Raw genomic sequence first — 12,709 nt, 5'->3', positions numbered from 1 at the left:
AAATGACACCCGTTTTGGGAACTTTTTGAGATAAGTGTGCGCTAACTAATTGGAATGATAAGCAGTTACCGCTTTTTGTGTGAATTTTGCTTGGCGCATTTGCAGCTGCAGGGATTGCTTTCCCTCTTGGCAATGCGCAATCAGCTCTTGATTTGTATCAATGAGCGAGCGTAAAACGCTTGAGATGGTCTCCATCTCGTCAAGACTATCAGCGATGGGAAATATCGCTTGCAATAAAACCTGCCGTTGTTGATTAAGCGGTTCAATCGCTTCCCACTTTTCTTGCTTCGCCAGATTGAGCATCGTTTGGGTTAACTGATGCGTCTGTTGCAGCATTTTAAGTTTATTGTCTGAATGAGACATAGAAAATCAGTGATACTCAGCCGGAATATTATCCCAACCTGCTTTAACTTCCATTAGTAAGCTACTCACCTCATCCAGAATAACAACATCATTGGTCACATTGGCTTCTAATAAACGTCGCCCCATATATTCATAAAGCGAATCAAGATTAGCCGCCACTTCTCCACCTTTTTGGGCGTCAAGACTGGCACGTAATCCCTGAATAATATTCATTCCCCAGGTAATTTGCCGACTTTTTTCTGCAATATCATTTCGAGCAATACAGCCTTTTGCGGTCGCAATCTTTGATAAGGCACCTTCCATTAACATCTGAATAATGCGATGCGGCGAGGCAAAATTTACCTCGGACTCTACGGCGCCCCGACCATAACCTTCCAGCGCTTTTTTATTGATCATGTTTTGCATCATCCTAAGTTCGCTCTGTATTAATTATTACTATTATTCAATGAAGCCAGTTGCTGTGTTAAAAAGTTAGACGTGTTATTCAAACTACTGACTAATGTATCTAATGCCGTAAATTGTGCTCTTATTCGTTCTTCAACGGAAATCATTCGATCTTCCAACCGCAATATTTGGTCATCAATTCCTTCAACTTGAGTTTTTAAACCATCTTCGCGGGAGTCAATTAAGCCATTATCATTAAGCCAACCATCGGCTAATGTAGATAATTTCGCGGCAAAACCACCATTCTCGGAGGCAAATAAGCTGGTAAAAGAATCAAAATCCGTATTCATAATATCTGTGATACGGTCAGAATCAACGGCCATGACACCGTTTTTATCAATTGAAACACCCGCCTCAATCAAATAGCTAAACGAAGAACCTTCAATTGAACTTCCGGCATTTAATACATCAAATATCTGCCGTTCCAAAGTCAGCAACGTACTGTCTGCTTCAAGTTGACCGTCACGTTGCTTGTTAATTTCTGATCGTAGCGCGTTAAAAGCCGTCGCAAATGCTTCAACAGATTCCAGAATTTGTTCATCATCTCGGGTAACATTCAATGTGGAAGAACCCATTGAAGCGGCATTTATGGTAACGCCATCAATAGCACCGGTAATCGTATTGGTGTTACTGGTGACATTAAAACCATCCACGCGAATTTGAGCATTTTGGGCTGTAGAAATAGCCGCACGAAATTCCACACCACCTTCTGGATTGTATGCTAGAGCAGATAAACCGGTTTCATCAGTGTTATTACCATCACTGTCTGTTACGTTTATCCGCAGTGCATTATCAACTCCGGTTTCTTCGGAAGATAATACTAAGCGAGCGCCATCATCTCCGGTAACGATAGTGGCAGAAACGCCGGTGTTATCGGCCGAGTTATTGATCGCATCGCGAATACCAGCAAGTGTATTGTTGCTGCTATCGATAGTCAGCTCAAAACTTTCTGAACCGATACTGATATTCAGCGTGCCCTCACCCACAGCCGTATTGGAATCGGTGTAGCCTTTAGTGGCAATTTTGTCTCTTTCGGCCAGACTCACTACTTCAATATTGTAATTACCTGCGACAGCATTACTTGTAACAGAGGTGGTGAAAACCGATTCGTCACCACTTGAGCCTTGATAAACTTGAAACTTTTCTGGTGAGCTCAGGTTATCCATGGCAGTTTGAAAATCAGCAACTTTGCTTTTCAATGAACCATAGGCACTGATTTGGGCATTAATAAATGATTTTTTGGTCGTTAAGCTTTCGATCGGCTGACGCTCAATCTCCATTAACTTAGTGACAATATCATTTACATCTAAGCCTGAACCAATTCCTGGTGCTTGTATTGTAGCCATTGTATTGCTCCCGATTAGTTTGCAAATTTAAGCAATTTACAAGCCAATCAAACCCTCATTTCCAATAACATACCTCGATACTCCTCCAATGAACTTCGAAGTACCAGTAATTCTTCTGCAGGAATCTGTCTGATGAGTTCATCTGTTTCAGAATCAATCACCTTAATAACAGTATCACCACTTTGCTCATCTACTGAAAATTGTAAAGAGCGATTCAAGTTCTGCATGTAGCTATTTAGCTCAACGACACGCTCTTCAATCGCTGCTAACTGCTCCTCCGTTGCTTCCAGTTGTTTGGAGAGCATATTCGGCTGAGACATTGAATTGACTCGTTGTGTTGTAGCAAGCCCTGAAACAACTTCAGCAGGAACATTACTGCCCTGCTGAATATTGCCAGAATTTGGTAATGACAACGAATCAGGTTTCACTGTGAAATCGTTGGTAGTCATTCCTTCATCCTCCAAGAATATCGGGTAAGCTTTTCCCGGCTATTTGCCGGGAAGAGCCCCCCCGGTAACTTATCCGAGTAATGAAAGTGCTGTCTGAGGCAAGGTATTCGCCTGCGCCAGAATTGAAGTGCCCGCCTGCTGTAAAATTTGTGAACGAGTCAGATTAGCAGTTTCGGCAGCAAAGTCAGCATCTTGGATCCGGCTACGTGCAGCAGTCAAGTTTTCTGCATAGTTTTGCAGGTTTGAGATAACCGCTTCAAAACGATTTTGCAGCGCACCGTATGTTGCACGAGATTGGTTAACGGTATCCAACGCATCACTTAAGGCAGAAAGCGCTGCTGAAGCATTTGCAGCATCACTTACGTCGATCGTATCGGTTGCTGATAAACTTGCCGCATAACCTGCGATACCAGTTAAGCTTACAGTCGAAATGGATAACTGGTTGGAAGCCGCACCGCTCGCACCTACTTGGAAAGTTAAAGAGTTAGCTGCACTTAACAGAGCGTTTCCAGCAAATTCGGTTGTTTGAATAATGCGTGAAATTTCTTGAGTTAACTGGTCAACCTCGGCCTGAATACCTTCACGGTTACCTGTCGTGGCGTTGGCTGATTGTACGGCCAATTCACGGATACGTTGCAAGTTGTTGCCGATTTCACCCAATGCACCCTCAGCGGTTTGACCAAGTGAAATACCATCCGATGCATTACGAACCGCTTGGTTTGTACCACGGATATCACGAGTCAACTGTTCAGCGATGAACAGACCGGCCGCATCGTCTTTTGCGCTGTTGATACGCAGACCAGATGATAGGCGTTGCAGTGATTGATTCAAGCTGCTTTGTGATGATTCAAGATTACGCTGTGCATTTAAAGATGCAAGATTCGAGTTAACAATAACCGCCATGAGAATTCTCCTAGGCTTTTAAGGGCATTTTGCCCCACTAAACATGGCGGACAGACTGTGGAAAACCCAGTATTTACCGCCTCCGGAATGTTTAGCGACCTGCGATTATTTTTCTTTAATCTTTTTTTCAAAAAAATCGGAAAGCGGCAATGCGCCGTCATTCCGAAAGTTTTGAGCGAATCATGATTAACCCTGCAATAACGTTAAGGCACTCTGTGGCAAACTGTTTGCCTGAGCCAGGATTGATGTGCCGGCCTGCTGCAAGATCTGGGCACGCGTCAATCTCGCGGTTTCAGCAGCAAAGTCAGCATCTTCAATGCGACTACGAGCAGCTGTCAAATTTTCGGCATAATTTTGTAAATTTGAAATTACCGCTTCAAAACGATTCTGCAATGCACCATACGTTGCACGAGTCTGGTTGACGGTATCGATGTCCAGGGACAAACCGGACAGAGCTGCTGAAGCATTTGCCGCATCACTGACATTAATGGTACCGGTTGCCGTCAGATTCAATGCATAACCGCCAATGCCGGTGATATTCACCGTATCTAAAACAACTTGGTTATTAGTAGAGCCGCTGGCACCAACCTGGAATACGAGAGAAGTTGCACCACTTAACAATTTGGTTCCACTGAACTCAGTTGTTTGAACAATACGCGAGATCTCCTGAGTCAACTGATCAACTTCTTTTTGCAAGCCGGTACGGTCACCTACAGTGGCATTTGATGCCTGAATGGCGATTTCACGAATTCGCTGTAAATTGTTAGCAACTTGACCTAAAGCCCCTTCGGCAGTTTGGCCAAGTGAAATACCATCAGCAGCATTTCTCACCGCTTGGTTGGTTCCGCGTATATCACGAGTCAGTTGTTGGGCTACAAACAGGCCTGCAGCATCATCTTTGGCGCTATTGACACGCAGGCCGGATGATAACCGCTGTAAAGATGTATTCAGATCATTCTGTGAAGTACTCAGATTACGCTGAGCATTCAAAGAAGCCAGATTACTGTTGACGATTAGTGCCATAACACTCTCCCTAATTGAGCGATTTTATTCAGAACCTGCCGGCTTTCCGAACAGGTATACGATCAACTAAGCAGTGTTCGTGCCAATAATCTTTATTTTTTCAATGCAGTAGGCGTAACCCTATAAAAATAAAGGGCCAGAAGGCCCTTTACGTTTTTACGAATTGTGAACTAAAGCCTCAAGCCATTCATCCAGATGGTCCTCAAGCATGTAATGCTCAAGAACCCAGGACTTTAATGCTGTGCCGGCATGGGCCAATGCCGCTTTATCGGCCAATATTTGCCGGATTGCCGCCACCCATTCATCTACCTCATTTTTTACTCTGATAACCGGAGGATTATTCGTCTGATAGGGATAGATATCGGTACAAATCACCGGCCAGCCAAGCACACCATACTCAAGCAACCTCAAATTGCTTTTAGATTCGTTGAATGGATGAATTTCTAATGGCGCAACAGCTAAGTCAAGATTCAAACTGGCAAGTTTTGCCGGATATTCGTTCATAGGCACAAAATGATGATATTCATGAACATAGGGTTTGATTTCATCAGGGCACATCCCCATAAAAACCCAGTCCACCTCATCCGCTGTCGCTTTAACGATGTCAATCATTATCGCTAAGTCACCTTGATGTTGCTGAGCCCCGGCCCAGCCAACTCGAGGCTTTTGTCCCTGGTTTTGTAAGCTTGATAGTGACAACCAGGGATCTTTGGGTAATCGATTCGGTATGATACGAATATCATCAATCATATCGCTACAAAGGTCCGCCAATGGCTGTGTTGAAACGATCAGTCGATTACTGAATTGTAATGCTTTGCGCAAACGGGTTTTAACGTCGTAAAAATGACGCTTTAGCTCTTTATGTGCAGGACTCTGTTCAGGAACATTCGTTAATAAGTCATCAATGGTATAGACACGCAGAATATCGGGCAGAAAATCATGCAATTGTTCGAGCTGAAATAACTGAATGTCATTGATTGCCGCTTGAAAAACTACCGCATCCGGCGCAACACGTGCATATTCAGAAATCAGAATAGGTCGAGTCGTATTTTGATTAAACAGGTAATACTCACATTGTGCAATGCCGGCCAGACTGAGTGCAGAAAATGGTTGGATAACCCGATATTGACCACTTCCCCCTTTGAGAGGTAGCCCTAACACTCGGGGTCGATCATGAAAATTTGTATCCCAATTTGTGGGTATTTCAGATTCAATTCTTAAATCACGATATGCCAGACTTAAATGACGATTACTTGCAGGATCGTTGGCAATATATTTCATCCAGGTTTTGAGCATATAGCGGTTTTCAGTCTTCGCTCTGTTTCGCGAATTTTCAATTACTGCCGGCTTGAGATACTCCGATTTTTGGCTGACGCTTCCATGATGAACCAAAACGGCATAAGGCGTCCAAACCACTAGATGATTTGTTTCACGTACTTTCAGACATAAATCGACATCGTTATAAAGCACAGCCAGATCTATCTCATTCATGCCTCCGACATCTTCGTATAAAGATTTTCGAATAAGTAAACATGCTCCCGTTACGGCCGAGAAATTTTGATCCAACTGAGCACGATTCATATAGCCTGGTTCACGAATATTCAGATCATCCATGAAATGATGATCCGCAACATAAGTCATTCCCATAATGACACCGGCATGCTGCAACATACCCGTTTCGGGATAAACCAATCTGGCGCCTACCACACCAACTTCCGGTCTTTGAGCGTGAGACATCATTCGCTCAAGCCATTCAGGATGTAAGGCTTCAGTATCGTTATTCAGAAAAAGCAGATACTCGCCTTTAGCTTGTTGGGCAGCAAGATTACTGATGGCAGCATAGTTGAACGGCTTCGGATAATCGATTACCACCAAATCGATACCCGGTCTTTCTTTTAACTCATCAAAATAAGCCAGTGTGTCGACTTCTTCACTTAGATTATTAACGACAATCACTTCAACATTTGGATAATTATTCCGGTATAGCGCTGCTTCCACGCATGGTCGTAAAAATTCCAGCTTGTCTTTGGTGGGAATAATGATGGATACCTTAGGCGTGGTCGGCCATTGATAAACAACGCGCACCGCATTGTCTACTAGGCCCTCCTCTGCTACGGCAGGCACCTGCTGACGAATCAAATGTTGCTGAACGGCTTGTTGACTCATCCGCGTGCTATACAACGACAAACTTGTCTCAGGCAAATGCATCAGGATATCGGCGATATGACCGATGCCGTCAGCTCCAACCCGTTCAAAAATCTTGAAAGCCAAGCTCATATTCTCATGACCCGGCACCTTATCAAATCCACCGACAGCTTCGAAAAGTGTCCGTTTACACAGGATGGGTCCAATGTAATCCTGAGAGCGTAGAAGATCCAGATTAAAGTCCGGTTTAAAACGAGGCTTGCTGCGTTTTCCGGAACTACTGATTATGTCGTCATCACAATAAAAGGCTGCTTTATCGCTGGACAGATTTATATAGTCACCAAATTGCAACCATATCTGAGGTTCAAAACAGGTTCCTGCTGGAATAAAACCCAACCATTCGGCAGTAGATGCAGACATAGTGGAGTTGAGAAAATCATACGGCTCTACTTCATTCGGCAACGTCAGCCATTCCAACACATCCAGCTCTTCAAACATGGCATCCGGTGATGGAGAATCAGCAATCACGGTCAGCTTCCAATTTTGATAAAACTGCTGCCCTAATGATGCCAAAGTATCGGCCAATAAATTTTGTTCTTCTTTAAAGACGAACATATATAAATGAAACGTCGGTTTATTGCTCCACTGCATCATTCTTTCAGCATGGATTTGAGCATCAATTTCCATCAAGGCATGATTATTAATCCAGAATTCGTAACGTTTTCCTTCCCACATTTGTCGTAATAACAACTTCAGCTGGAGTGCAGAATCTGTCATTTCATTTAACGAAACAGGGGTTAATAGTTGCAGACAATCACGAATCGAAGCTTCTTGATGACTGTTGGCCAATAAACTAAACGATGCATCTTTTTCCAGCTCATTCAGTACCAGTTGTACAGCGCTTAGTACAAAAGTGTCTTTTAACTGATGACTGGTCAGCCAATTGAGGTTCTTATTTACAATGGCTTTAACGAGGGTTTGCACACCTAAATCGGTATGTTGCAAGTTAGTCTGAAACAGCTTTATCAATTGTTCCAGCGACATATCCTTCCAGTTGTGCAAATGCAGCTTGAAAAAATAGGCCGGATCAATTGACACTAAATTGGTTAGAACCGTTTTTAATTCTTCTTGGCTTAGAGGATGAGTCTGGCTGGCGATCAAGTTTGAACCAATATCGAATGCCTGTTGCTTGAGGTTGCCTACTACATCGGTATTGTCTGAAAAGAACTCCACCAGGGGACTTAATACTTTGAGCCAAAGAATAGATCGGGAACGTTGCGTTCTGGACGACCAATAACTCTCGCTATGAATACGGTAGGTCGCCATTGGTTTGGCAAAATATTTGATTTTCCCTTTCTGTGCTACGTAGAGGTGCAATACGTAATCCAAAACTGGAGAGGTAAGAAAAAAAGCAGGAAACTCGGTTGGAAATACATTTCGATAAACCACAGACGGAGTATGAATAAAATTACCTCGCGCCAAATCGTCTATAGAGAAATCCTCACCTTGCTTTTTTGTCAGGTTATCCGGAGATAGATGCCCGTTTTCATCCACATTGACCTCATGGAAACTCATCGAATAATCAGCATGAGATTGCAAAAAAGTCACTTGATGTTGCAGCTTATACTCATCTGTCCAATAATCATCCCCTTCACACAATGCGATGTAAGGTGACTTCACTTGCTGCAAGGTATGAATAATATTGTATCGACCCGGGCCACCGGAAAATTGGGAACGATCAGTATTTCTATCCCAGCAAAATAACCGAATGATGTCGGGATATCGTTCTGCATAGGCTTCACATATTTCGCGGGTACCATCGACAGAACCATCTTCACCTATCAAAATCTCAAAGGGAAAATCGGTTTTTTGAGACAGCACCCCATCAAGACATTGCTTTATATAATCTTTGTGTTGATAGGTGATGATACAAACTGAAACCAAGGGCACTGACATATTTCGACCTATATTGCTTCAAAAAGAAAAAGGGGCTCATCTTGATTGACACCATAAACTTCAGGAGCAATATCAGATAAAACTTGTTGGTGAGAAACCACCAGTGACTGGAAGCCTGCACTTGAGAATCGATCAAAAATATCCCGCCCATACAAGCGTACGTGGTCTTCCTGGCCATAGACTTCACGGCAAAGATAATCTCCTTTTATCCCATCATCTGCAAAAGTCGTTTCTAGTTGTTCGCTGTATGGCGTTTGTAAAATAGCCAGCCCACCCTTTTTAAGTACCCGTCGAATTTCACTCAACGCCAACAAATCATCGTTAACATGCTCAAGCACATGATTTGCAATAATCACCGAAAAATATTCATCTGGATAAGGTATAGCCAGCATATCTATTTGCTGGACATCTTCGCTTTGTGGAAACAAATCCGCTTTGATGTACTGTTCTGGTGCCTGAAGCTCAATAACATTTGCCACCCATTTTTCAGGGGCAAAATGCAAAATTTTTGCATGGTTAAATATGGAAAGTAAGTTTAACGAGGCGAGGTAAATTAATAAGTGTCTTTCGCGATCGTGGCTACGACATGATGGGCATAAAAAATGATCGGTATTACTGCCAACAACTTTTAACAGGCGCATCAGAAATGGTCGGTTGGCTGAACCTCCACGATAGGGTTCAAATTTCACAATATTTTGCCCGCAGACAACGCAGTACGCGTGAGTTTGCTGCATTGATAATCCTTTAGATTTTTACGACCAGCAAGATCTTACAAATAATTAAATAAGGACAAACCTTGTACTTTGACATAAACCTGTTGCGCAGCCTGCAAGCCGACTGATTTCAAGTTTAACTGTGTAATCGCCTCAGCATAGTCCAGATCTTCAATTTGAGAAAGCGTGGTGGTCATACTAAACGTCGAACTATCATTGATCTCCCGCTGCTGCTCTACCGCATTTTGGCGGGTACCAATGCGAGTGCGGGCATCCAACGAAGCATCCATGGCATAGTCCATATTTGCCAGAAAATCGCCATTATTTGGCGCGGTTCCAATGGTTCCATTTGAAAGCGCATCAGTAAAATCTTCAATTGTCTGAAAGATTGCCTGATTAGGCCCGGCAACTGTCTGGGTAACAAAGATATCGCTACCAGGTTCATTGATCGGCACCAGATAACCATCACTTACTCGTAATTGCCGTTGTCCACCATCACCATTGTAAGCATAGGTCGTCGTATCGAATGGTTGCACATCAGATTGATAACCGGAAAACAGATATTCACCATTAGAATCTGTTGTATTGGCTAAGGCGACCAGGGTTTCATTCAGCTCAGTAATCTCTTCTGCAATACCCTGACGAGATTCATCACTATTCGTATCATTGAGTGCTTGTACGGCAAGCTCACGTATACGCTGCATGATGTCACCCGCACTTTTTAATGTTCCATCCGTTGTACTCAGACGATTATCCGCAACATCGGCATTATCCTGATACTGTTGTGTCAAACCAATTTGTCTTTGTAAATCAAGCATTTTGACTGAGCCGATCGGATCATCAGAAGGCGTTTGAATCCGTTTACCTGAAGAAACCTGCAACTGGGTTTTGGCCAGTTCACTTTGTTGTCTCAACATGGCCTCCAAGCCTTGTTGAGTAATGCTATTTGTGGAGATACGCATTGAAAATCTCCTAAAATGCGCTAATTAATGAATTAAATACGGTATTGGATACCGTAATAATTTGTGAAGCCGCTTGATAAGCCTGCTGGAACTTGATCAGATTAGCCGCTTCTTCATCCAGATTAACTCCAGACACACTCTCCGCCCGCTGACGAATCTGACTCACCAAACCTGCTTGCGTTTCCTGCGTCACTGTCGCTTGATTGGTTCTTGTAGCAACTTGTGAAACAATTGAGCTGTATTGATCATTAAAGGAACGTGTAATCGCAGGCGGACCAGGATCCAGTACGACTGTACTCTTATCAGTTTGCAAAGCAGCCATTGCCAGTGCATTTTCATTATTACCTACACCCGAACCCGCAGTGGATGAAGCGGCAATCAACCGCGTATCCGTTATAGCCATTGACATGGTCGCAGCCGTAATACCCGTTGCATCAAAGAAATCGGTTCCAGCATTGCCATTGAGATCAATACCATTTCCATGAGCGGTATTCACTGCAGTAACAATCGACTCGGCCAATATGTCGAGTTCAGCCCGGGTGCTATCGACTATATCACTGCGCGCCAGCAACGCTCCGCCGATTTCGCCACCGCTAATTTGTTGTGTAATATTAATTTGGTTAGATCCATAGCCGATAGCGGTCCGAGGTGGATTAGTACTATTGTCGGCGATGGCTGATAGCTCCACACGACTATTTCCCACAACAAGGCCTTGTCCATTACCGATAAAGACATTTATTGCGCCATTCTCCTGCTCGACCACGTTAACTGAAACCAACTCGGATAAATCATTGACCAGTTTATCGCGTTGATCCAGGAGATCATTAGGTTGATAGCCCGCAGCTAAAGATTCTGAAATGGATTTGTTTAAATCGACAATACCTTGTGACAAGACATTAATATCTTTGACTGATGCGGAGATGGTACTGTCAATTTGTTTATCTAACTCTTGTAGTTGACTATCCATGGTATTGAAGCGATTGGCCAGCAAGTCGCCTTGCGTCAGCATCACTTGCCGTGCGGCAATGGAAGTTGGGTCATTGGCCACTTCCTGAACAGAGTTGAAAAATGCTTCTAATCCCCCACTAATACTTAATGAGGAAGATCCTAATAAGTCATCAACTTGTTTGGAAAATGTCAAAAAACCGTCTTGCTGGGACTCAGCTGAGGTATAGGTGCGTAACTGATTCACCAGAAACTGATTGAAGATACGGTCAACACCGGTTATGCCCACACCATTACCAATGTAATAACCACCTTCAAAGTTAGCTGGTTGAGTACCTTGATCGGTTCTTTGGCGCGAATAACCTACCGTATTCACGTTACTGATGTTATGACTGGTGGTTGCCAGTGAGTTTTGTGCGGCTAATAAAGCGGAACTACCAATATTCAGCATGCTCATTTAGATAATCCTCTGCGAGCTCTCGCTGGGTTAATACCCCAGATTCTGAATATATTTATGCGAATTCTGTGCCAGAGTATCACTATTCATAATGCGTTTTATTTTGTTGGCATATTGTGGATCGGTGGCATAGCCGGCTTCATGTAATTTTTCGACAAAGGTTTCTGGCCGTCCCACATGTCTGAGAGCTTCTTGATATCGAGGCTGTGATTGCAGGAAGCTGACATAGTCATCAAATGATTGCTGATAATCATCATAGGAACGAAAACGTGACTGTTCCGCCACCGGTTTGCCATCACGATATTCAAGGGCGTTTTTGGCAACAAAATCACCATCCCATCGACTATCCGCTTTGATATTAAACAAATTAAAACTGGACTGTCCTTCGCCATCCTTAAGCACATAGCGCCCCCAGCCCGTCTCCAACGCAGCCTGCGATAATATAACGTCTGCAGTGGTACCCAAAGCATCCGCCGCTTTCTGTGCCAGTGGCCAGAGCTGCTCGACAAAATCTTCTGGAGAGCGGAATCGTTGCGGTAAAGGATTTAATTGACGACTTTCAACACTATCAATACTTTGGTCAGCAATTGTATCGGTGTTTTCATGCAGCTCTTTCACTATTCGCCGTAAGTCTTGTCTGACGATAATGGTATCAACCCCAAAGGTTTTTCCTCCCTCCGGAATATCGGATCGAACTTCGCCCCCTAACTGCCGAATAATAACGTCTTGCAGCCCTAAACCGCCTCGCTTGGACAAATCCATAGCCAACTGTTGGTCTGCCATTTCTCGATAGGTTTTGCTGTGATTGGAATCAAAAATCCCTTCGGCTAAACTGGCCTGGCGCATACTTTTTAACATCATCGTGGTAAAAAGCGCTTCAAACTGTGCCGCCACCTGCTGCAACGTCTGATCATCATTATCAGAGTTTAATGCCGATTGCCGCAGTTGATTTAAACCGTGGAAGTCGACGGCATTTTGTTGGATATCAGTTGAAATAGTCATG

General features: G+C 43.6%; 11 protein-coding genes. All 11 read right to left on the bottom strand.

The features are described from left to right. Positions 1-45 precede the first annotated feature (45 nt). Entirely contained in the window at positions 46-363 is a 318-nt protein-coding gene (locus tag LGT40_RS12770; protein ID WP_226073145.1) for a flagellar protein FliT, read from the bottom strand. Positions 364-369: 6 nt separating this feature from the next. After that, positions 370-759, bottom strand: a complete 390-nt coding sequence (fliS, locus tag LGT40_RS12765; RefSeq protein ID WP_226073136.1) for a flagellar export chaperone FliS — start codon at positions 757-759, stop codon at positions 370-372. Between the two features lie 29 nt (positions 760-788). Continuing rightward, a complete protein-coding gene (fliD, locus tag LGT40_RS12760; RefSeq protein ID WP_226073134.1) occupies positions 789-2,153 on the bottom strand; it encodes a flagellar filament capping protein FliD in 1,365 nt (454 codons plus the stop codon). A 47-nt stretch (positions 2,154-2,200) separates the two neighbouring features. Further along, positions 2,201-2,602: a flagellar protein FlaG gene (locus LGT40_RS12755; protein WP_226073124.1), complete on the bottom strand. Its 402-nt coding sequence runs from the start codon at positions 2,600-2,602 to the stop codon at positions 2,201-2,203. Between the two features lie 69 nt (positions 2,603-2,671). Beyond that, entirely contained in the window at positions 2,672-3,505 is an 834-nt protein-coding gene (locus LGT40_RS12750; protein WP_226073122.1) for a flagellin N-terminal helical domain-containing protein, read from the bottom strand. Positions 3,506-3,691: 186 nt separating this feature from the next. Further along, positions 3,692-4,528 (bottom strand): flagellin N-terminal helical domain-containing protein, encoded by an 837-nt coding sequence (locus LGT40_RS12745; protein WP_226073113.1) that lies wholly within the window; start codon positions 4,526-4,528, stop codon positions 3,692-3,694. A gap of 156 nt (positions 4,529-4,684) precedes the next feature. After that, positions 4,685-8,629: a glycosyltransferase gene (locus LGT40_RS12740; protein ID WP_226073111.1), complete on the bottom strand. Its 3,945-nt coding sequence runs from the start codon at positions 8,627-8,629 to the stop codon at positions 4,685-4,687. 8 nt (positions 8,630-8,637) lie between these two features. Then, the gene (locus LGT40_RS12735; protein ID WP_226073109.1) at positions 8,638-9,270 is read right to left on the bottom strand and encodes a class I SAM-dependent methyltransferase; all 633 of its coding nucleotides are present in this window, start codon (positions 9,268-9,270) and stop codon (positions 8,638-8,640) included. A gap of 128 nt (positions 9,271-9,398) precedes the next feature. Then, positions 9,399-10,304 (bottom strand): flagellar hook-associated protein FlgL, encoded by a 906-nt coding sequence (gene flgL / locus LGT40_RS12730; RefSeq protein ID WP_226073107.1) that lies wholly within the window; start codon positions 10,302-10,304, stop codon positions 9,399-9,401. Between the two features lie 10 nt (positions 10,305-10,314). After that, positions 10,315-11,706, bottom strand: a complete 1,392-nt coding sequence (flgK, locus tag LGT40_RS12725) for a flagellar hook-associated protein FlgK (protein ID WP_226073105.1) — start codon at positions 11,704-11,706, stop codon at positions 10,315-10,317. A gap of 30 nt (positions 11,707-11,736) precedes the next feature. Further along, positions 11,737-12,708, bottom strand: a complete 972-nt coding sequence (flgJ, locus tag LGT40_RS12720; protein ID WP_226073103.1) for a flagellar assembly peptidoglycan hydrolase FlgJ — start codon at positions 12,706-12,708, stop codon at positions 11,737-11,739. Position 12,709 lies beyond the last annotated feature (1 nt).

This window comes from Methylophaga pinxianii (assembly GCF_020447225.1).
GTDB classification, from domain to species: domain Bacteria; phylum Pseudomonadota; class Gammaproteobacteria; order Nitrosococcales; family Methylophagaceae; genus Methylophaga; species Methylophaga pinxianii.
This window is presented reverse-complemented; position numbering and strand designations above follow the sequence as displayed.